This window comes from Burkholderia sp. AU33423, from assembly GCF_002223135.1.
GTDB classification, from domain to species: domain Bacteria; phylum Pseudomonadota; class Gammaproteobacteria; order Burkholderiales; family Burkholderiaceae; genus Burkholderia; species Burkholderia lata_D.
In genome coordinates this window covers 143,525-164,773 of sequence record NZ_NKFH01000005.1, presented here as the reverse complement: position 1 = coordinate 164,773, position 21,249 = coordinate 143,525, and the positions used below count along the sequence as shown (strand labels likewise).

Below are 21,249 nucleotides of genomic sequence, written 5' to 3'. Positions count from 1 at the left end.
CCCGTCTATGTCAATGGTGACGTAGGCATGCCTAGGGAGCACATATGCCCGTAAAGAACACCGCCACACTGCCTAGCCCGACCGCGCTGCCGCTTGATGGTCTTTCTCGCTGGGAAAGTCTTCGTTCGTCCATCCAGTTGTCCCGTGAAACTGTCCGTCAGCGGGAGCGTGAGGGGAGATTTCCACCCTCGATCCGCCTGACTCAGCGCTGCACCGTCTGGAGCAATCGCGAAATCCATCGCTATCTCGCTGATCCGCTGAACTATCGTGCAGTCGACGTAACGGAGGGCGTGTGATGACGAGCCGCCTGGATGTAACGGACGCGCGCGCAACGGCGCGTGACGCAAAGAAGCAAGCGGATGCGGCTTTCTATGAAGGCGAGTTGGAGCGCCAGCGTGAGCGCTTCTCCGATGCACACGGGCGCTGCGTGGACGAAGCGCGACGCGAAGCTGCGTGCTGGATTGCGACGGCAGCGATGGTGTTTGAGCGTGACGCTGAACGTATGCCATCTCGTGCCAAGCGTGCCGTCGATCTTCTCAAGCATGCGGTTTTTATGCTCGATCCGAAGGCTCCGGCATGACGTCGCGCCAAAGTCACTTTGCAATGGCGAAGGTAGCGGGGAGTCGGCCACGTTACGCCAGCTGCGCTGGTCTGTCCTTTCCTCGATTTGCGCATCGCGGCGGTGCGCAGTATCCTGTGGGCGTCGCTGAGACAACAGCGGCCCGGGGTGACAGCCGGAAATTGCAAAAGGCGGACAACCGCCGCTGTGCGGTTTTTTTACGTCCGTACACCTTGCGCCTTCTATGGTCGGGCCTTGGTGGGGGTGCGTTCGCGCACGCCGGTTCCCTTTTGCGCCGGTCTGTCAACCCCGCCATGTGCCCGGCCACCCCGTTTGACAGCGGGGGCCGGGTTCCGAACCCAGCAAAAGGAGGTCGCAGCCAATGCGCCAGTCCACGCACGCCCATACCGGGCAGCAATCCCACCTCATTCAATCCATCGTCCGCGCAGCCCTGCGCGACGCGGCAACGGCCAACACGTACCAAGACGCGCTCGATGCAACCGGCGCAGCATTGGCGGCCATCGCCGCGCTCGTTCGTGCGGAGGTGCGTCATGGCTGAGCTGCGCTGCAGGATCGGCGATCTGGCGATCGTCACGAAGTGCGATGCTCGCTCGCGTATCGGCATGCTGGTCGAGGTGGCATCGGCTCGTCCGACGCCCGATCACGATTGGCGCGTGCGGATCTTGGGCGGCCCCGTCTCGGGGCGTAGCGTCTGCGGTCGCCGGTCTGGCGATTTCGCGCACGCGGCCGTCTTTGACTGGAACCTCACGCCGATTCGCGGCGAAGCGGAGCTGGATTGCACGATCGATGTCGGGCAACTCCTCGCGTCGATTCTGGAGGTGCGCCATGTCTAAATACCGCCTGCCGAACGAAGTCACGATGATCGCCATGTGTGCGGCCCATCAGTTCGCCCAGCTCGAAGCCCTGTTCGATGCCGTCCGCTCGCATCTTGCGGAGGGCACTTACGAGCGCGCGCTCGTCGACATGGGGCAAAGCGTTGCGAGCCGCTATTCGGCCGAAATGCGCCGCACGGCGCAGCCGGAGGTGTGCCATGACTGATCAGCGCATCCGAACCGCGGTTGTCGACGGATTCGACAACGCACCGCCACTCGATACGGGCGCACCGATCGAGCTGCAATTCGCCGTCGACCTGGGCGCGATCTGCGCCGACGCATGGCTCGACCTGAAAGGCGACGTGCGGCTGCACGACTACGCGGCACATCAAGCCGCTGCGTTCGCGCGTGGCATGGAATCCGCCATGCAGGACGCGGGCGACGTCGACGCGCATCGCGTGACGATCAGCCGCCAAGCGTTTGCAGCCGGCCTGATGGGGCGCGTACAACAGCACCTGTTCGCGGCGCTCGGCCTCGTCACGCGCGAACCGCGCACGACGCACTAAGGGGCGGCCATGGCAAAGACGAACAAGAATGCCGTGCAGCCGCTCGCGTCGCACTTCGTGGCCGAGGTGAACCGCCCCGATCCTACCCGCATCGGGACACGGATCAGCGATGCGATGGAGCTGCTGGACAGCCTGCATTGGGCGGCCGACAAGGCCATGTCCGATGACGACTACTGGCTTGTGCTGAGTCTGTTCCGCGCGTCCCTGCCGTCGATCGGCGCAGCGCTGGAGGCGGCGAACGACGCACTCGGCGAGTCGCGGCTCGGCCGCTACGTCTACAGCAACGACGTCACGGCCGGCGGTGCGGTTCTGTCGGTGCCTCGCGCGGCCGGCTGACGCTCCGCCGCTAGGCATCTTCGCATCATTCAATTCTTCGCGCGTCGGGTAGCTGCTTGCCCGATATGGACTACTAATCGGAAGCCTGCCGACGCGCGTCCAGTGGGAACCTATGAGTAACGCACCCATGTCCGAATTCGAGCGGGCGAGAGTCGCGCTCGGCTATGTTCCGCCCGACGACCGCGACACGTGGAGTCAGGCGGGAATGGCGCTCAAGGCCGAGTTTGGCGAGGAGGGCTTCGCCCTCTGGAACGAATGGAGCCAAGGCGCGCAGAACTACAACGGCAAGGACGCGCGCGATGTGTGGAAGTCGTTCAAGGGCGGCAAGATCACCATCAACACGCTGTTTCACCTCGCCAAGCTCGGCGGGTTCGATCCGCGCGCGCATCGGGCGAAGCCGGTCGATCCAGCGGAGCGCGAGCGGCAGAAAGCCGAGCGCGCGGCACGTGAAGCGGCCGAGCTGGCCGAACTGACCGAGAAACAGCAAGCCGCGTCGGCGCTCGCCGAATCGATCTGGTCGGCGGCCGAGCCGGCACCGGCCGATCATCCGTATCTTGTTCGAAAGCGCATCCCGGTCGACGCGCTGCGCGTCTATCGCGGCGGCTTGTGCATCGGCACGGCCGCATGCGACGGCGCACTCGTCATCCCGGCCCGTGACGCGGACGGCAAGCTGTGGACGCTGGAGTTCGTCCTGACGGACGGCCAGAAGCGCTATCTGCCGAACGGCCGTAAGGCGGGCTGCTTCTCGCTGATTGGCGGCCCGCTATCTTCCGCGCCGTCCACGCTGCTGATTGGCGAGGGCTACGCCACGTGCGCCACGCTCGCGGCCGCGACGGGCTATCCGGCCGCCGTCGCGTTCGACGCCGGCAATCTGCACGCGGTCGCGACGGCGCTGCGCGGCCAGTATCCGGACACCCGCATCGTCGTGTGCGCCGACGACGACCACACGACGAAGGGCAATCCGGGCGTGACGAAGGCTCGCGCGGCGGCCGAGGCCGTCGCCGGCATCGTGGCCGTGCCCGACTTCGGTCCGAATCGCCCAGCGGCCGGCACCGACTTTAACGACCTGGCTGCGCACGTCGGCCCGGATGCGGTGGCCGCCGCCGTGCGCGCTGCGCTCGCACCGGCCGGCTCGGCGGATGCCGGCAAGGGCAAGGCCGCCCCAGTCACCGCGAAGCCCGCCAAACGCCCCAAAACGGCCCGCGCTCAGGACGGCAAGTCGCGGTTCGTCGTCGACGACAAGGGCGTGTGGTTTCACGGCTTCAACAATCAGGGCGATCCGCTGCCGCCGCATTGGGTCAGTACGCGAATCGACGTGATTGCGGAGACCCGGAACGAGATGAACAGCGAGTGGGGCTACCTGCTCGAATTCACCGATCGCGACGGCATCCTGAAACGGTGGGCAGTGCCGGCCGGCCTCTTTGCCGGGGACGGCACGGAGCTGCGGCGCATGCTGCTCGATATGGGTGTGAAGCTTGGCGTGACGCAGATCGCCCGCACGCAGATCGCGAACTATGTGCAGATGGCGCAGCCGGACGAGCGCGTGCGCTGCGTGCCGCGCGTGGGCTGGCATCACGGCGCGTTCGTGCTGCCTGACCGCGTGATTGGCACGGGCAAAGAGGCGTTGATCTATCAGGCCGACACGCCCATCCAGAGCCAGTTCAAGGAGCGCGGCACGCTGGACGACTGGCGACGCGAGGTCGCGACCTACTGTGTTGGCAATAGCCGGCTGCTGTTCTGCGTCGCAACCGCCTTCGCTGGTCCGCTGCTGCATTTCTCCGGGCTTCAGTCGGGCGGCTTCCACTTGCTCGGCACGACGTCCAAGGGCAAGTCGACCGGCGGCGTCATCGCCGCGTCCGTGTTCGGCTCGCCGGACTACGTGCGGAGCTGGAAAGCGACCGACAACGCGCTCGAAGCCGTCGCCACGCAGCATAGCGACGCGCTGCTGATCCTCGATGAAATCGGGCAAGTCGAGCCGCGCTTGGTCGGCGATGTGATCTACATGCTCGCGAACGAGTCGGGCAAGGCGCGCGCTTCGCGTAGCGGCTCGGCAAAGCCGGTTCTCACGTGGCGGCTGCTGTTCCTGTCGAACGGCGAAAAGAGCGTGTCGGCGCTGATGGCCGAGGGCAACAAGCCCATGAAAGGCGGTATCGAGGTGCGCTTGCCCGCGATCCCGGCCGAGGTGGGCGAAATGGGCGTCGTGGAGAAGCTGCACGGCTTCCCGACGCCGGCCGCGCTGATCGAGCATCTAGAGCGGCACGCCGGCATGCACTACGGCACGGCCGGCCCCGCGTTCATCGAGTGGGCGTCGTCGCAGGCCGGCGAGCTGGCCGAGCATCTGCGCATGCGCGTCGACGAGCTGGTCGGGCAATGGGTGCCGGACGGCTCGCATTCGCAGGTCGCGCGCGTCGCCAAACGGTTCTGCCTCGTTGCGGTGGCCGGCGAGCTTGCTACGGCGCACGGGCTGACCGGCTGGCCACAGGGCGAAGCGGTCGAGGCCGCCCGTCGCTGCTTCGAAGGCTGGCTCGAACTGCGCGGCGGCACCGGAAACTCCGACGAAGCGGAAGCCGTGCGGCAGGTACAGCATTTCCTCGCCGCACACGGCGACAACCGCTTCGTGTGGATGAACCGTGCGCAGGACGACCACCGGCCGAACGTGCCGCATCGAGCGGGCTTCAAGCAGCACGTGAAGCGCGACGAGCGGCGCACGCCCATCGCCTCCGATCGCGAGTATTACGCCGAGTTCGGCGGCAAGATGAGCGCCGACGATGCCGAGAGCGTCGAGACGGAGTACCTGATTGAAGCAGCCGTGTTCCGCAAGGACGTGTGCGCCGGCTTCGATCACAAGATCGTCGCCAAGGCACTGATGAAGCGGGGCGTGCTGATGCCGCGTAGCGACGGCTATCCGTACCGGCAGGAGTACATCCCCGGTCACGGCAAGTTCATGGTCTATCGCGTGTTGCCGTCCATCTTCACGCTCGAACTGTGAAATGCACCGCCGCCGTCCGGGAGGGCGGTGGCGGGCATTCCTTTGCGCGGCATTTTTGGCCTGCGCGTCAAAGTTACTTTGAGCGGTCCGCACCAGATGGAACCGGGCCGGCGGCTGCCGCGAATCTTGCCGTAGCCGTAACAATCCAGCCCGGTTTATCTCCAGTATCTCCAGCGTTCTCCAAATCGTTTGGAGACACGCGAAGCCTTACCGCACAAGGCTTTGCGGCCGATTCGGGCATTTATCTCCAAATCTCCAACTCGTTTTGCACTGAGCGGGCAGGCGTCGACCGACTGCATCAATCTCGAAGCCAAGCGGGGCGCGGCTCCCCGGGATTTGACGGGCGTCGACAGCGTGTTTTTGAGGGGGTGTCCGCGATGCGCCTCGATCGGACATTGTTGCGCTGACCGCAAGTGTCGAGGCGGCCGGAAAGCGGGGGACCCTGCGTCTAGGGCAAAGACGCGGGGGCTCACACCCGCGTGTTTTTCCTACTCCCGGCCCGCCTAAGGGGGGGCATATTCATACCGAAATGCAGGGAGCCGACAGTGCGGTGTCAACTCCGAAAAATCGGTGGGAGGTGCGCTGCAAGGGGGGCATATGGGCTGGTAGCGCTAGATCGTTTGACTCATTTCGGCCATCACGCGTCGTTTCACTCGGGCATGGGTCTGACGTTCGGGTGTCGGTTTCGCGTCAGTCAGCGGCCGCTCGCGTGGCATCATATGAAATGCCGATAACTGCACCAGTGAAGATAGGATCTTGAACGAATGAAATTCATCGTTTGTCACCTTCTTGTCGGAGGGGCCATCAAATGGGAGGATCTCGGTCCTATGGGCGGCGCATATGCCGAGGACGGAATAACGATTAGTTTGCCCATCTTTCATAGAGCGACTACCAAGGAAGCAAGCAAAATTGTTGCAGAGGCGCTCGCACAAAATTCGGTTGAATGGCTTCGCCTCGACAGAGGGGCTTGGCTGTTCCGTTCGGACAAGTTCAAAGACTTCTTCCCCGGCTACGAAGCTGGAAGTTGGTTGAGTGGGGATTTCGAGCTCGAAATGGACCACGATATTAGGCGAGTGCCTGTGTTTGATCGAGAAGAGGATCGGACGTACGTCAAGTTCGTGATTACGCCGGAAATTGTGAGGGAAAAAATGGAGAGAAAAATCTTCCTGAGTCACAAGGGTGTCGATAAGCCCGTGATTCGGAGATTCAAGGCCGCATTGGAGGTGGTTGGGTTTGAGCCATGGCTGGACGAGGAAGCCATGGTCGCGGGTGCCGAGCTTGAACGGGCGCTGCTGGCTGGTTTTAAGAGTTCCTGCGCTGCGGTTTTCTTCGTAACACCAAACTATGCGGATAGCGGATATCTTGCAAGCGAGGTCAACTATGCAATCCAGGAGAAGCGGCGGAAGGGGGATCGATTCTCTATCGTTACGTTGGTTCTCGCGGACAGTGAGGGAAAGGTCGGTGAGGTGCCGGAGCTCTTGAAGTCGTATGTGTGGAAGTCGCCCGCGACGGAATTGGAAGCGTTTATTGAGATCGTTAAGGCGCTCCCCTTGCAACTGGGGCCGACAGTTTGGAGGAAGTGAAGCGACGGCCGCCGTTTAAAGCGTGCTTCAACATTACGGCGGAGAGTCGATCGCGGCCCAAGCGATCTCGGACCTGGGACGTGTCAGGAATTTCGTGTGCTGAGGCCGGTTAAAAATCTCAGCTGATGGCGGAGGTGAATCGCTCGCCGAACAGAATGGCGAACTGATTGACTGCTTGCCGCCAGGTGATAGGCGGCATCTTCCAATCCTTTTCGATGTTGCGCAAGGCAAGAAACAGCAGTTTGCTGGCGGCTTCGTCGCTCGGGAAGTGGCCGCGATTCTTTACGATCTTGCGCAACTGCATGTGCATGCTCTCGATGGCGTTGGTCGTATATACGATTCGACGCACCTCGGGCGGATAGGCGAAGAAGGGTATTACCTGCTCCCATTGGCGCTGCCACATGGCCGCGACGGTGGGGAATTTGCGGCCCCACTCGCTTTGCGCAAAGGCATCCAGCGCCGCTGCCGCCGCCTCGGCCGTGGCGGCCTGGTAGATCGGCTTGATCGCGGCGGCCAATGGCTTGCGGTCCTTCCAGCTCGCCAGATTCAGCGAATTGCGGATCAGATGCACGATGCAGGTCTGGATCTGGGCGGCCGGATAGACCGCCTCGATCGCTTCGGGAAAGCCGCGCAAACCGTCGACCACCGCGATCAGGATGTCGTGCAAACCGCGGTTCTTCAGCTCGTTGAAGACCTTCAGCCAGAACTTGGCGCCTTCGGTTTGCTCGATCCACAAACCCAGTACTTCCTTGCGGCCGTCGGCGCGGATGCCCAGCGCCAGATAGACCGCTTTGTTCTTGACCGTGCCTTCGTCGCGTATCTTCAGTCGCAGCGCGTCAAAGTACACGATCGGATACATGGCCTCGAGCGGGCGTTGCTGCCATTGCTCGACGTCGGCCAGCACCTCGTCGGTGACTGTCGAAATTAGGTCGGGCGACACCTGCAGTCCGTACAGTTCCAGCAGATGGCCCTGAATCTCGCGCACGCTCATGCCGCGCGCATACATGCTGATGACGTGGTCGTCGAAGCCAGGCAGCCGGCGTTGATACTTGCCGACCAATTGCGGCTCGAACGTCGCCTGCCGATCGCGCGGAATATCCAGCTTCAGCTCGCCGTTGGGCGTCAGGACCGTCTTGGGGCTGGTGCCGTTGCGGTGGTTGCCGGCCTTGCCTTGCTCGGCCTCGGCTTCGAGATGGTGGCTCAACTCGGCTGCAAGCATGCGCTCGGCCAGCTGCTTCTTGAGCTGGCCGGCCAGGCCCGATTCGCCCAGGATCGACTCGGCGTCCTTGCTCTGTACCTGGGCAAGCAGTTGATCGATTAGCTCATCGGGGAACAGCTTCGGCGCCTTCGGGTTCTTGCTCTTCTTGGTCACTGTTACATCGGTCATAGGACGTTATTTCCGTTATCGTCTCATGACCTCGGCACACTAAAAATCTGACAGGCTCCGGACCTGATCTGACTCAGGCTCATACGCGCGGCGGCACGGCTCTATCTTGCCGCCGCGATCGGGATGATTTCCGCCCCGGCTTTAAGTTTGTCGAGGTGATCTCCCCACACCTGCATCATTCGTCTGCGTTCCGGTAGGTATTCAGCGTGAACGTACGCGGCCGTCACTTGATTGCGTTCGGCGTGTGCCATCTGGCGCTCTACAACGTCTCGGCCGAAGCCAAGTTCACGCAGAGCCGTAGCCGCAAGGCCGCGAAACCCGTGCCCCGTCATTCGCGACTTGTAGCCCATGCGATAGAGTGCGTAAAGCATGGTGTTGTTCGATATGTGGCTCCGGCCCTGCACGCTGTAGAACACGAATCGATGCTGGCCGTTGAGCGCGCGAAGCTGGGCGAGCACGTCGAGTGCCTGCCGCGATAGGGGCACGATGTGCGGATCGCGCATCTTCATGCGTTCCGGCGGCACGCGCCATTCTGCGGCGGCTTCGTCAAACTCTGACCACTCTGCACGGATCATTTCCGTTGTCCGCACGAAGGTCAGCGCCATCAGGCGGAGCGCGAGCCGGGTAACTAGGTCGCCTTGGTAGGCGTCAATGTCGCGCATGAGCTGCGGGATCTCCGTCGCCTTGACGCGTGCCATGTGCTGTACGCCCGGACCTTTCTTCAAGACCGTCTGCGCATCGATGTCGGCCGCTGGATTCCTGGAGCATCGCCCCGTCATGATCCCGTACTGGAAGACCGCGCGCGAGCGCTGGAGAATCCGCTTCGCCGTCTCGCGCACGCCGCGCGCCTCGACCTCGCGAACGATGCTGAGCATCTGCGGCGAATCGATCTCCGTGATTGGGCGAGGGCCGATCTTCGGAAACACGTCGACCTCAAGCGAATTCAACACCTTCTCCGCGTAGCCGTCGCTCCAGCCCGGACGTTGAGAGTCGAACCACTCGCGGGCTACCGCTTCGAACGAGTTGGCCGCCGCGATTTCGGCGGCCCGTCTTGCGTCCTTCTTCGCCTCGCCCGGATCGGTGCCGGCCGCGATCTGCTCGCGGGCCTCGTCGCGCTTCTTCCGTGCCGTCGCAAGCGTGACGGCCGGATACACGCCGAGGGCGAGCGTCTTCTGCTTGCCAAGGAAGCGGTAGGACAAGCGCCAGTACTTCGCGCCGTTCGGTTGGACGAGCAAGAACATCCCGTTGCCGTCCGTGAGTTTGTACGGTGCGGCGCTGGCCTTTGCGTTCCGTACCTGTATGTCAGTGAGAGGCATTGTTGGTATCTGTGTTGTTGGTATCTGCTGATACCAACAAAAATACCAACACTTTCTCTGGCTGTCACTGAGCAATGTTGGGTAACGATGGGCGCGAGAAGGCCGCCAGACGGGCTTGAGCGGGGAGTTTCTTGTGAATCTTGGGGGAGGTTTGGGGCATGACTGGTCCCCCCGACAGGAATCGAACCTGTATCTAGCGCTTAGGAGGCGCTTGTTCTATCCATTGAACTACGGGGAGAGCCATGTCCGGGGAAACGCAAAAAACGCGAACCGGACGGCAGTGTGGACAGCGCGCAGAGTATAACAAACGCGCGGCGCGTCGGCGGGGCGGAATGCATGCCGACACGCGTGATCGCGCAATCAGCCGCGATCGGAAATCAGCGTGTCAGCGAATCAGAAATCGACGACGACGAAATCTTCCTTGCCCACATCGCACAGCGGGCAGCGCCAGTCGGCGGGAATGTCGGCGAAGCGGGTGCCGGGCGCGATGCCTTCGTCGGGCAGCCCTTCCGCTTCGTTGTAGACCCACCCGCAAATCAGGCAGACCCAGCTCTGGTATTCGGTTACTTCACTCATGTAGCGCTCGGGAAAATGGAAATCCGGTGATGCCGTCCGCGGCCTGGCCGGCGGACGAAAGGCGCAATGGTACCGGAATTTCGTCGAACGGCTCCGCAACGTCGTTTTAAACGTACGCATCGCGAACAACGCAACCGAAACACATATCCCGTGCGTGCGGTGTATGCTTCGCGGGCTATCCAATCATAAGGAGAATGCGATGCTGAACAGAAAGTGGATCGCAGGTGCGGTATGTGTGGCGGCGATGGCCGTGTCGACGATGGCGCGGGCCGAGGCGCGCGTGTATTTCGAAGCGCCGAGCGAGGGCGCGACGGTGTCGAACCCGGTGCATGTGAAGTTCGGGCTCGAAGGAATGGAGCTTCGACCGGCCGGCGACCACACGCCGAACAGTGGCCATCATCACCTGCTGATCGACGGCCGGCCGATTCCGAAGGGCGATGTGATTCCCGCGAGCGAGCGTTCGCTGCACTTCGGCAAGGCCCAGACCGAAACCGACATCAAGCTGCCGCCCGGCCAGCACACGCTGACGCTGCAGTTGGGCGACGGCATCCACCGCTCGTACGGCCCCGAATTGAGCTCGACGATCACGGTCAACGTGAAGTAACTGCGTGTGCCGCGTACGGGCGCCCGAGGCGTCCGGCGCGGGAGGGGCGATCGGCCGGCTGCAGGCATCCGGCCGACGTTGGCCCTTTCGCTCGGAATTCGCGGCCGGCGTCCGCTGCCGGAAGCCGGCCGCACCCGGCGCGCCATCGCATCGCGTCGCTGCGCGTCGATGGCCGCCTGCCAGCCGTCAAATGCAGGTTCCAACCCGCCTCCCAACCCGTTTGTCGGCCTTATCCGTCCGGCCATGCCGGTGACGCCGCCCGCGACCGGTACAATGGGCGCTTCCGATTTCTCTCTTCGCCGTCTCCCCATGTCGCTCTATTCCATTTCCGGCGCGCAGCTCGCGTTCGGTCACGTCGCGTTGCTCGATCACGCGGATTTCTCGCTGGAAGCCGGCGAGCGCGTCGGCCTGATCGGCCGCAACGGCGCGGGCAAGTCGTCGCTGCTGAAGATCGTCGCCGGGCTCGCGAAGCCCGACGACGGGCTGGTCACGCGCCAGCAGGAACTCGTGACCGTCTACGTGCCGCAGGAGCCCGAATTCGAGCCGGGCGCGACGGTGTTCGATGCAGTCGCATCGGGGCTCGCGCACACGCGCGAACTGCTTGAAGAATACGATTCGATCGCGCATCGCCTCGCGGATATACCCGAAGGCGCCGAGCATGATGCGCTGCTCGCGCGGATGAACGCGCTGCAGTCGTCGCTCGATGCGCACGACGCGTGGAGCTGGCGCACGCGCGTGTCGATGACGCTCGCGCAGATCGGCCTGGCGGACGTCGATGCACCTGTTGACGCCTTGTCGGGCGGGATGCAGAAGCGCGTCGCGCTGGCGCGCGCACTGGTGCTGCAGCCGGACGTGCTGCTGCTCGACGAACCGACCAACCACCTCGACTTCGACGGCATCCGCTGGCTGGAAGAGCTGCTCGTCGCGCAGCGCGCCGGCCTGCTGTTCATCACGCACGATCGCGCGTTCCTCGACCGCGTCGCGACGCGCATCGTCGATCTCGATCGCGGCCGGCTGCTGTCGTACCCGGGCAATTTTTCCGCGTACCAGACGCGCAAGGCACAGCAGCTCGAAATCGAGCGCGTGGAAAACGAGAAGTTCGACAAGCTGCTCGCGCAGGAAGAAGTGTGGATCCGCAAGGGCGTCGAAGCGCGCCGCACGCGCAGCGTCGGCCGCATCGCGCGGCTCGTGCAGATGCGCAACGAGCGCGCGGAGCGCCGCAACACGCTGGGTAACGTGAAGCTGGATGTCGCGCAGGGCGAGAAGTCCGGCAAGATCGTCGCGGAACTGACCGACGTGACGAAGCGCTACGGCGGCCGCGCGGTCGTCGATCGTTTCTCGACGACGGTGATGCGTGGCGACAAGATCGGCTTCATCGGCCCGAACGGCGCCGGCAAGACGACGCTGCTCAAGCTGATTCTCGGCGAACTGAAGCCCGACGAAGGCACGGTGCGCATCGGCACCAACCTGCAGGTCGCCTATTTCGACCAGATGCGTGCACAGCTCGACCAGGAGAAGAGCCTGGCGGATACGATCAGTCCCGGCAGCGAATGGGTCGAGATCGGCGGCGTGCGCAAGCACGTGATGAGCTATCTCGGCGATTTCCTGTTCGCGCCGGAGCGCGCGCGTTCGCCGGTGAAGTCGCTGTCGGGCGGCGAGCGCAACCGGCTGCTGCTGGCGCGCCTGTTCGCGCGTCCGGCCAACGTGCTGGTGCTCGACGAACCGACCAACGACCTCGACATCCAGACGCTCGAACTGCTCGAGGAACTGCTGGCCGACTACGACGGCACGGTGCTGCTCGTCAGCCACGATCGCGCGTTCCTCGACAACGTCGTGACGTCGGTGATCGCGGCCGAAGGTGACGGCAAGTGGCGCGAATACGTCGGTGGTTTCAGCGACTGGCAGATCCAGAGCGCGCGCGCGGATCAGCTCGCGCAGCAGGAAGCTGCGAAGCGAGCGGTCAAGGAAGCCGCGCCGGTCAAGGAAGAGGCGGCGAAAAGCGCCGCGGGCCGCAACACGCAACGCACGGTGAAGCTGTCGTTCAACGAGCAGCGCGAGCTCGATGCGCTGCCGGAGAAGATCGCGGCGCTGGAAGAGGAGCAGAAGACGATCAATGCGCGGCTCGAAGACGGCTCGATTTTCGCGAAGGATCCGCAGGAAGGCACGCGCCTGACCGAGCGGTTCGCGGCGATCGACGACGAATTGCTCGAAGCGCTCGAACGGTGGGAAACGCTCGAGGCGAAGCGCAAGCCCGCGTAAAACGCGGACGCGCCGCGCGGCCGGCGGCCGCTGCGCGCGATTCCGCGATTGGCGTGCCACGCGGAACCAGTAGAATACCGCGCGTCCCGGGCAGCGCAGCGCACGCCGCGCGCCCGCTTTCGGAGCAGTCCAAGCACACCGTTGTTTCGATTCGCTTTTTTACGGAACTCAACGTTTTGTCCACGACGTTATCCACACGAGGTGTGGACAACGTCCCGATGAATGACGAAATTCAGCGCCTATGTCAACGAAGAAACCCAGCGCGGCCTATAGCGAAGCATCGATCAAGGTGCTCAAGGGTCTCGAGCCGGTCAAGCAGCGGCCCGGCATGTACACCCGTACCGAGAATCCGCTGCACATCATCCAGGAAGTCATCGACAACGCGTCCGACGAGGCGCTCGGCGGCTACGGCAAGCAGATCACCGTCACGCTGCACGCCGACCAGTCGGTCTCGGTCGAGGACGACGGCCGCGGCATCCCGTTCGGCATGCACCCCGAAGAAGGCGTGCCGGTCGTCGAGATCGTGTTCACGCGCCTGCACGCGGGCGGCAAGTTCGACAAGGCCGCGGGCGGCGCCTACACGTTCTCGGGCGGCCTGCACGGCGTCGGCGTGTCGGTGACGAACGCGCTGGCGACGCGCCTCGACGTGACGGTCTGGCGCGACGGCAAGATCGCGGAGCTCGGCTTCGCCGAAGGCGATGTCGTGAAACCGCTCGCGACGCAGGGCGCGGGCCGCGGCGAGAAGAAATCCGGCACGCGGGTACAGGTGTGGCCGAATCCGAAGTATTTTGATTCGCCGAACCTGCCGCTTGGCGAACTGCAGCGCCTGCTGCGCTCGAAGGCCGTCCTGCTGCCGGGCGTCGAGGTCGTGCTCGTCAACGAGAAGTCGGGCGAACGCCAGACGTGGAAATATGAAGACGGCCTGCGCGGCTACCTGCTCGACGAAATGAACGGCAGCGAGCTGCTGATCCCGCTGTTCGAAGGCGAGCGCTTTGCTGATTCGCGTTCGGGCGACGACACCTTCGCCGAAGGCGAGGGCGCGTCGTGGGTCGTCGCATGGAGCGAGGAAGGCTCGCTCGTGCGCGAGTCGTACGTGAACCTGATCCCGACGCCGGCCGGCGGCACGCACGAATCCGGCCTGCGCGACGGTCTCTACCAGGCCGTGAAAAGCTTCGTCGAACTGCACAATCTGCAGCCGAAGGGCGTGAAGCTGCTCGCGGAAGACGTGTTCGCGCGCGTGTCGTTCGTGCTGTCCGCGAAGGTGCTCGATCCGCAGTTCCAGGGGCAGATCAAGGAGCGCCTGAACAGCCGCGACGCGGTGAAGCTCGTGTCGTCGTTCTCGCGCCCGGCGCTGGAGCTGTGGCTGAACCAGCACGTCGAGCACGGCAAGAAGCTCGCCGAACTCGTGATCAAGCAGGCGCAGGCGCGCACGCGCGCGGGCCAGAAGGTCGAGAAGCGCAAGAGCTCGGGCGTCGCGGTGCTGCCCGGCAAGCTGACCGACTGCGAGACGGAAGATATCGCGCGCAACGAGCTGTTCCTGGTCGAGGGTGACTCGGCAGGCGGCTCCGCGAAGATGGGTCGCGACAAGGAGTACCAGGCGATCCTGCCGCTGCGCGGCAAGGTGCTGAACACGTGGGAAACCGAGCGCGACCGGCTGTTCGCGAACAACGAGGTGCACGACATCTCGGTCGCGATCGGCGTCGATCCGCACAGCCCGGATGAAAGCGTCGACCTGTCGAACCTGCGCTACGGCAAGATCTGCATCCTGTCGGACGCGGACGTCGACGGCTCGCACATCCAGGTGCTGCTGCTCACGCTGTTCTTCAAGCATTTCCCGCAACTGATCGAGCGCGGCCATGTGTGCGTCGCGCGCCCGCCGCTGTTCCGCGTCGACGCGCCCGCGCGCGGCAAGAAGGCCGCGCAGAAGCTCTATGCGCTGGATGACGGCGAACTCGAGGCGATCCTCGACAAGCTGCGCAAGGACGGCGTGCGCGAGACGCAATGGAGCATCAGCCGCTTCAAGGGTCTCGGCGAAATGAGCGCCGAGCAGCTGTGGGATACGACGATGAACCCCGATACGCGCCGCCTGATGCCGGTGAAGCTCGGCGAGCTCGACTACGAGGCGACCGTCGCACGCATGACGATGCTGATGGGCAAGGGCGAGGCAGCCGCGCGACGCGGATGGCTCGAGGAAAAGGGCAACGACGTCGAAGCGGACATCTAAGCCGAACACCTGCGCGGCCGGGCACGACGCCCGGCGCGGCCTCACGCCACTTACGAATACGGAATTCAGATGGACGACAACACTTCCGATCTCTTCGCCAGCTCCGATGCACCGGACGCCGACGCGCTGACGCTCGGCAACTACGCGGAGCAGGCGTATCTCAGCTACGCGGTCAGCGTCGTGAAGAGCCGCGCGCTGCCCGACGTGTGCGACGGCCAGAAGCCGGTGCAGCGCCGGATCCTGTTCGCGATGAACGAAATGGGCCTCGGCCCGGACGCGAAGCCGGTGAAGTCGGCACGCGTGGTCGGCGACGTGCTCGGTAAATACCACCCGCACGGCGACCAGTCGGCATACGACGCACTGGTGCGTCTCGCGCAGGACTTCTCGCTGCGCTACCCGCTGATCGACGGGCAGGGCAACTTCGGCTCGCGCGACGGCGACGGCGCGGCGGCGATGCGGTACACCGAAGCCCGCCTCACGCCGATCGCGAAGCTGCTGCTCGACGAGATCGACCAGGGCACGGTCGACTTCATGCCGAACTACGACGGCTCGTTCGAGGAGCCGAAGACGCTGCCGAGCCGCATGCCGTTCGTGCTGCTGAACGGCGCGTCGGGCATCGCGGTCGGTCTCGCGACCGAAATCCCGTCGCATAACCTGCGTGAAGTCGCGGGCGCGGCGGTCGCGCTGATCCGCAATCCGAAGCTCTCGCACGCGGAGCTGATGAACCTGATTCCAGGGCCGGATTTCCCGGGCGGCGGCCAGATCATCTCGAGCGACGCCGAAATCGCGGCGGCCTATGAAACCGGCCGCGGCAGCCTGAAGGTGCGCGCGCGCTGGAAGATCGAGGATCTCGCGCGCGGCCAGTGGCAGCTCGTCGTAACCGAGCTGCCGCCGAGCACGTCGGGCCAGAAGGTGCTCGAGGAAATCGAGGAGCTGACGAACCCGAAGATCAAGCTCGGCAAGAAGACGCTGACGCCCGAACAGCTCAACACGAAGAAGGCGATGCTCGACCTGCTCGACGCGGTGCGCGACGAGTCGGGCAAGGAAGCGGCGGTGCGGCTCGTGTTCGAGCCGAAGTCGCGCACGATCGACCAGACGGAATTCGTGAACACGCTGCTCGCGTACACGAGCCTCGAATCGAATGCGACGCTGAACCTCGTGATGATCGGCGCCGACGGCCGGCCGGGCCAGAAGGGCCTGCTGACGATCCTCGACGAATGGGTGAAGTTCCGCCAGCTGACGATGACGCGCCGGTGCCGCCATCGCCTCGCGAAGGTCGACGACCGCATCCACATCCTCGAAGGGCGGATGATCGTCTTCCTGAACATCGACGAGGTGATCCGCATCATCCGCGAGTCGGACGAGCCGAAGGCCGCGCTGATGAGCGCGTTCGGCCTCAGCGAACGGCAGGCTGAAGACATTCTCGAAATCCGGCTGCGCCAGCTCGCGCGGCTCGAGAAGATCAAGATCGAGAAGGAACTCGAAGCGCTGCGCGACGAGAAGGCGAAGCTCGAGGAACTGCTCGCGAACGAAAGCGCGATGAAGCGGCTGATGATCAAGGAGATCGAGGCCGATGCGAAGCAGTACGGCGACGATCGCCGCACGCTGATCCAGCAGGAAAAGCGCGCGACGTTCGAGGCGAAGGTGGTCGACGAGCCGGTCACGGTCGTCGTGTCGCAGAAGGGCTGGGTGCGCGCGCTGAAGGGCCACGGGCTCGATCCGGCCGGCTTCACGTTCAAGGCGGGTGACCACCTGTACGCGGCGTTCCAGTGCCGCACGCCGGACCGCCTGATCGCATGGGGCAGCAGCGGCCGCGTGTACTCGGTGGACGTGTCGGTACTGCCTGGCGGGCGCGGCGACGGCGTGCCCGTCACGTCGCTGATCGAGCTCGAATCGGGCTCGCACCTGATGCACTACTTCGCGGCGCCGGCCGACCAGCAACTGCTGCTCGCGTCGAGCAACGGCTTCGGCTTCCTCGCGAAGGTCGGCGACATGGTGAGCCGCGTGAAGGCCGGCAAGGCGTTCATGACGATCGACGCAGGTGCGGTGCCGCTCGCGCCGATGCCGGTGCTGCCGAACGCGACGCAGGTCGCGTGCCTGTCGAGCGGCGGCCGCCTGCTCGTGTTCGGGATGGACGAGATGAAGACGCTGTCCGGCGGCGGTCGCGGCGTGATCCTGATGGCGCTCGACGACAAGGAAACGCTCGTGCAGGCGCTCGCGATCGATCCGGCCGGCGTCGTGCTGATCGGCACCGGCCGCGGCGGCAAGGCGATGGACGAGACGCTGTCGTATGCGGGGCTGGCGCCGCACGTCGGCAAGCGCGCGCGCAAGGGCCGCGCGCCGGACACGAAGCTCAAGGTCGTCAGCGAACTGCGTCCGCTGCTCGGCTGACGCTGCACACGTTCGATCGTCCGGCTCGGTCGCGATCGAAGGCCGCACCTCCGCTCCGGCGGACGTGCGGCTTTTTCTTTTGGAGGGGGGATTCGGGTAAGCAAGCGTGGCGCTGTCACGCGGAACTTGCAAAATAGTGTGAAATCGCGCCTGGGGTCTGAACCGCGCAGCGACAATCGGGTCGAACGTCGCTCGATGCCGCGTGCGACGCGGCCGTTCGCCGCACCCACCTCCTCACAGGATTGCCGTCATGTCCCATGCTATCTCCGTCGCGCTGTTTCTTCATCTGCTGGCCGTCGCCGTGTGGGTGGGCGGGATGGTCTTCGCCAACTTCTGCCTGCGTCCGGCGCTGTCCGACCTGTCGCCGCAGCTTCGGTTGCCGCTGATCGAGGGCGTGTTCGGCCGCTTCTTCAACTGGGTATCGGGTTCCGTGATCGTGATCCTGCTGACCGGCGGCTTCCTGCTCGTGCAGTTCGGCGGTGCGCACGCGACGTGGTCGCTGCACGCGATGGCCGGGCTCGGCGTCGTGATGATGCTGATCTTCGGGCATATCCGGTTCGCGCTGTTCCCGCGCATCCGCCGTGCGGTGCAGGCGCAGAAGTGGCCGGACGGCGCGCGCGCGGTGAATACGGTGCGGCTGCTCGTCCTCGTGAACCTCGTGCTCGGCGTCGTCACGATCGGCGCGGCGGTGTTGTCGCGCGGTTTCTGATTGACCGGAGCCGGCCGGCCCGCGCGCAGCCGCGGGTGGGCCGGCAAGCACCGCTACGCGGCCAGCATCGCATCGAGCAGCCATGAGCCGACCGGGCCGAGCGGCCGGTTGCGCGACCAGACCGCATCGACCCGCACACGGCGCGGCCAGCCACGCGCACGCAGTTCGCACAGGCGATCGCGCGCGAAGTGGTCGACCATCCAGCGCGGCAGTTCGGCCCAGCCGAACCCCAGCACGGCCATCTCCAGCAGCATCAGGTAGCTCGGTGCCAGCCAGTGCTGCGTGCCGACGACGATCCGGTCGTCGGCGCCGCGTCCTTCCGTTTTCACATAGGTATTGAGGCGCAGTTCGCGCACGTCGCGCAGCGCGGCGTGCGGCACGTCGGCGTCGCCGTATTCGGCGAGCGCGTGCGTGCGGCCGACGAACAGCCCGATTTCCGACTCCTCCGCGATCGTCGCCGCGCCGATGTCGGCCGGGTAGGCCGCGCGCGCGGCCATCAGCCCGAGCTGCGCGCGGCCCTGCTGGATCAGGTCGAGCACGTCTTCGTGCTCGGCGATCTGGCATTCGAGCTCGAGCGCCGGGAAGCGCCGTTCGAGCGCCATCAACGTTTCCTCGTAGCGCTTCGACTGGTACGTATCGGACACGACGAGCGTCAGCCGCGCTTCCTCGCCACGCGCGAGCCGCGCGGCCGTGCGGTCGATCGCCGCGCCGGCCTCGAGCGCGCGCTGCACCCGCGGCAGCAGCGCGCGCCCTGCATCGGTCAGCGTCGGTGCGCGCGTCGAGCGGTCGAACAACTGCACGCCGAGATCGATCTCGAGATTCGCGATCGCCTCCGACACGGTCGACTGGCGCTTGCCGAGCTTGCGCGCGGCGGCCGTGAACGAGCCGAGCAACGCGGCTTCGGCGAAGGCGAGCAGGGCTTCGGGGGCATGGCGCATGCGGTGCTCCTGAGTACGATATATCGGTAAAACCGATGATATCAAACTGGATTCACCCGGTTTCGCCGATCAAAATGGCGACCATGAACGAAGTAGACGAATCGGAGGGAATCATGAAACAGGTCAACAAAACGGTGACGGAACGGCTGCTGCATGCCCTGACGTTCGAGCTGGTCGCGATCGCGCTGTGCGCGCCGATCGGCGCGTGGCTGCTCGACATGCCGGTGTCGCACGTCGGCGTGCTGACGGTGATGGTGTCGCTGATCGCAATGGCGTGGAACATGGCGTTCAATACGCTGTTCGACCGCTTCGAGCGTCGCGCGGGGCTGACCCGCACGCTCGGCATGCGGATCGCGCATGCGGTCACGTTCGAGCTCGGCCTCGTCGCGATGGTAGTGCCGGTCGCCGCGTGGTGGCTGAACGTGAGCCTTGTCGAGGCGCTGCTGCTCGACCTCGGCATCGTGCTGTTCTTCCTGCCTTACACGTTCTGCTTCAACCTCGCTTACGACGCGTTGCGCGCCCGCTGGATGGCACGCCGGGTCGCGGTGCAGGCAGGTTGAGGACGGGCTGGACGGGCGAGCGCGGCGAATGCCGGTAGCGCGCGGCTGGAGGGCGGCCGCCGCCTGTCAGCGCGCGGCGGCCAGCAGCCACACGCCGCAAGCAACCGCGACCGTGCCGTACACGGCATAGACGGGCACCTTGAAGCGCGTGAAGCACAGCGTCGCGAAGGCGCCCGTCAGCCAGTAAACCGGGTCGGCCGGTTCGCGATGCAGGATCTTCACGACGGCGACAACGAGAAAGCCCGTCGTCGCCGCGCGCAGCAGGCGCATCCCGTGCTCGAAGCGCGAATGGCGCTTGAGCCGGAACAGGTGGTTCTGCGCAAACACGACGAGGCACCCCGACGGAATGAACAGCGCGGCCGTGGCGAGCAGCGCGCCGACCCAGCCGTCGGTCAGGTAGCCGAGAAACGGGACGACGTTCAGCAGCGGCCCCGGCGCGACAGGCGACAGCGCGAACGCCAGCGTAAAGTCGTGATCGGAGATGCCCGTTGCGGGCGTGACGAACAGCGTCTTGAGCACGGGCAGCGCGGAAAATCCGCCGCCGAACAGCGTCATGCCGGCGCCGGCGAGACGCGGCCACAGCAGCGTTGCCTGGTAATCGCCGGGCAGCGGCACCGCGAACAGCGTGACGAGTACGCCGAGCAGCACGAGCAGGTTGCGGTCGCGGGTCGACAACGTGAAATCGACCGCGTCGCGTTGCGGCGGCCCCGTCAGCCAGCCGGCCGCGAACGCAGCGAAGAGAATCCCGACGAAGGCGGCCGGATTATGGGCGAAACCGAGCAGAATCGTCGACAGCGCGGCGATCAGTTGTTCGAGCCGCGTGCGCGCGAGCGAGCGCAACTGCTTGACCCACGTGACGCCGATCAGCGCGGCGAGCACCATCCCGAAGTGATTGATCAGCACCGGTGCGGCAAGCGAGCGCACGAGCGGCGTCTGATAGAAGATCGCGAACAGCGTCATCAGGATGGAGAACGGCAGCACGCTCGCAATGCCGGCGACCCATGCCCCGGCGCGGCCGTGCAGCGTCTGGCCGACCTGCACCGCGACGTTGCAGCCGACGGGGCCCGGCACGAGCCACGCGAGCGCGACGAGATCGCCAAAGACGTGCGGCTCGATGCGCCGCAGCCGCTCCACGTAATGGCGTTCGAGTTGCGCCATCATCGAAAGCCCGCCCCACGAGACGGCCGAAATGCTGGCGACGACCTTGAACAAGGTCCATAGGGATGCCGGTGCCTCTTCGACACGAGCGGTCGCTTCGACTTCGACGGTTGTCATGATTGTGTGGATGGCACAGCGCCAAATCTCTCGTATGTGACCAGGCCGGCGGCCCGCCGACACGTCGGCCCTCCCGATTGTCCACCGCACATCATGACACTGCCATGCGCGAAAACGCTAGTTAATGAACCAAACGATTCGATC

At 64.9% G+C, this 21,249-nt stretch carries 20 protein-coding genes and 1 tRNA gene; 15 read left to right on the top strand and 6 right to left on the bottom strand.

Annotated elements, in window-relative coordinates; genetic code table 11:
• Positions 1-44: 44 nt before the first annotated feature.
• From CFB50_RS13215 to CFB50_RS39810, 9 genes are all read left to right on the top strand, one after another.
• Positions 45-296, top strand: coding sequence for a helix-turn-helix transcriptional regulator (locus tag CFB50_RS13215; RefSeq protein ID WP_089446176.1), 252 nt, complete (start codon positions 45-47; stop codon positions 294-296).
• The gene (locus tag CFB50_RS13210; RefSeq protein WP_179254189.1) at positions 296-580 is read left to right on the top strand and encodes a hypothetical protein; all 285 of its coding nucleotides are present in this window, start codon (positions 296-298) and stop codon (positions 578-580) included. The genes CFB50_RS13215 and CFB50_RS13210 overlap by 1 nt, the downstream gene beginning before the upstream one ends.
• Positions 581-941: 361 nt before the next feature.
• Positions 942-1,118, top strand: a complete 177-nt coding sequence (locus tag CFB50_RS13205; RefSeq protein WP_038798397.1) for a hypothetical protein — start codon at positions 942-944, stop codon at positions 1,116-1,118.
• Positions 1,111-1,413 (top strand): hypothetical protein, encoded by a 303-nt coding sequence (locus CFB50_RS13200; protein WP_089446682.1) that lies wholly within the window; start codon positions 1,111-1,113, stop codon positions 1,411-1,413. Before CFB50_RS13205 ends, CFB50_RS13200 begins: the two co-directional genes overlap by 8 nt.
• Complete coding sequence (locus tag CFB50_RS13195; RefSeq protein WP_006765346.1) at positions 1,406-1,618, top strand: hypothetical protein; 213 nt, start codon at positions 1,406-1,408, stop codon at positions 1,616-1,618. Before CFB50_RS13200 ends, CFB50_RS13195 begins: the two co-directional genes overlap by 8 nt.
• Positions 1,611-1,958 (top strand): hypothetical protein, encoded by a 348-nt coding sequence (locus tag CFB50_RS13190; protein ID WP_004522498.1) that lies wholly within the window; start codon positions 1,611-1,613, stop codon positions 1,956-1,958. The genes CFB50_RS13195 and CFB50_RS13190 overlap by 8 nt, the downstream gene beginning before the upstream one ends.
• A gap of 9 nt (positions 1,959-1,967) precedes the next feature.
• The gene (locus CFB50_RS13185; protein ID WP_013699103.1) at positions 1,968-2,294 is read left to right on the top strand and encodes a hypothetical protein; all 327 of its coding nucleotides are present in this window, start codon (positions 1,968-1,970) and stop codon (positions 2,292-2,294) included.
• A 127-nt stretch (positions 2,295-2,421) separates the two neighbouring features.
• Positions 2,422-5,283 carry a DUF927 domain-containing protein gene (locus CFB50_RS13180; RefSeq protein ID WP_179254188.1) on the top strand — a complete coding sequence of 954 codons (2,862 nt, stop codon included), beginning with the start codon at positions 2,422-2,424 and terminating at the stop codon, positions 5,281-5,283.
• A 764-nt stretch (positions 5,284-6,047) separates the two neighbouring features.
• Positions 6,048-6,866 carry a toll/interleukin-1 receptor domain-containing protein gene (locus CFB50_RS39810; RefSeq protein WP_060254821.1) on the top strand — a complete coding sequence of 273 codons (819 nt, stop codon included), beginning with the start codon at positions 6,048-6,050 and terminating at the stop codon, positions 6,864-6,866.
• A gap of 118 nt (positions 6,867-6,984) precedes the next feature.
• Here the strand turns inward: CFB50_RS39810 and CFB50_RS13165 are convergent, their stop codons facing one another.
• The 4 genes from CFB50_RS13165 to CFB50_RS13150 all read right to left on the bottom strand — a co-directional run bounded on the left by CFB50_RS13165 (position 6,985) and on the right by CFB50_RS13150 (position 10,145).
• Entirely contained in the window at positions 6,985-8,253 is a 1,269-nt protein-coding gene (locus CFB50_RS13165; protein WP_089445088.1) for an IS256 family transposase, read from the bottom strand.
• Positions 8,254-8,354: 101 nt separating this feature from the next.
• Positions 8,355-9,569 carry a tyrosine-type recombinase/integrase gene (locus CFB50_RS13160; protein ID WP_089446173.1) on the bottom strand — a complete coding sequence of 405 codons (1,215 nt, stop codon included), beginning with the start codon at positions 9,567-9,569 and terminating at the stop codon, positions 8,355-8,357.
• A gap of 163 nt (positions 9,570-9,732) precedes the next feature.
• Positions 9,733-9,807, bottom strand: a tRNA-Arg gene (locus CFB50_RS13155).
• Between the two features lie 155 nt (positions 9,808-9,962).
• Positions 9,963-10,145, bottom strand: a complete 183-nt coding sequence (locus tag CFB50_RS13150; RefSeq protein ID WP_006398668.1) for a rubredoxin — start codon at positions 10,143-10,145, stop codon at positions 9,963-9,965.
• 199 nt (positions 10,146-10,344) lie between these two features.
• Here CFB50_RS13150 and CFB50_RS13145 point away from each other — a divergent pair, with 199 nt between their 5' ends.
• The 5 genes from CFB50_RS13145 to CFB50_RS13125 all read left to right on the top strand — a co-directional run bounded on the left by CFB50_RS13145 (position 10,345) and on the right by CFB50_RS13125 (position 18,332).
• Positions 10,345-10,749: a DUF4399 domain-containing protein gene (locus CFB50_RS13145; protein ID WP_089446172.1), complete on the top strand. Its 405-nt coding sequence runs from the start codon at positions 10,345-10,347 to the stop codon at positions 10,747-10,749.
• Between the two features lie 309 nt (positions 10,750-11,058).
• Complete coding sequence (locus CFB50_RS13140) at positions 11,059-13,008, top strand: ATP-binding cassette domain-containing protein (RefSeq protein WP_069248554.1); 1,950 nt, start codon at positions 11,059-11,061, stop codon at positions 13,006-13,008.
• A gap of 241 nt (positions 13,009-13,249) precedes the next feature.
• Positions 13,250-15,232, top strand: a complete 1,983-nt coding sequence (locus CFB50_RS13135; protein ID WP_011352819.1) for a DNA topoisomerase IV subunit B — start codon at positions 13,250-13,252, stop codon at positions 15,230-15,232.
• Positions 15,233-15,301: 69 nt separating this feature from the next.
• Positions 15,302-17,623: a DNA topoisomerase IV subunit A gene (gene parC / locus CFB50_RS13130; protein ID WP_089446171.1), complete on the top strand. Its 2,322-nt coding sequence runs from the start codon at positions 15,302-15,304 to the stop codon at positions 17,621-17,623.
• Between the two features lie 250 nt (positions 17,624-17,873).
• On the top strand, positions 17,874-18,332 hold the full coding sequence (locus tag CFB50_RS13125) for a CopD family protein (RefSeq protein ID WP_089446170.1): 459 nt from the start codon (positions 17,874-17,876) through the stop codon (positions 18,330-18,332).
• Positions 18,333-18,385: 53 nt separating this feature from the next.
• On the opposite strand, the gene CFB50_RS13120 is transcribed toward CFB50_RS13125, so the two are convergent.
• Complete coding sequence (locus CFB50_RS13120; RefSeq protein ID WP_089446169.1) at positions 18,386-19,270, bottom strand: LysR family transcriptional regulator; 885 nt, start codon at positions 19,268-19,270, stop codon at positions 18,386-18,388.
• Between the two features lie 113 nt (positions 19,271-19,383).
• On the opposite strand from CFB50_RS13120, the gene CFB50_RS13115 reads away from it, so the two are divergent.
• Positions 19,384-19,830 (top strand): multidrug/biocide efflux PACE transporter, encoded by a 447-nt coding sequence (locus CFB50_RS13115; protein ID WP_071334964.1) that lies wholly within the window; start codon positions 19,384-19,386, stop codon positions 19,828-19,830.
• 66 nt (positions 19,831-19,896) lie between these two features.
• Here CFB50_RS13115 and CFB50_RS13110 read toward each other — a convergent pair whose 3' ends face one another.
• Positions 19,897-21,105 (bottom strand): chromate transporter, encoded by a 1,209-nt coding sequence (locus CFB50_RS13110; protein WP_089446168.1) that lies wholly within the window; start codon positions 21,103-21,105, stop codon positions 19,897-19,899.
• Positions 21,106-21,249: the final 144 nt, after the last annotated feature.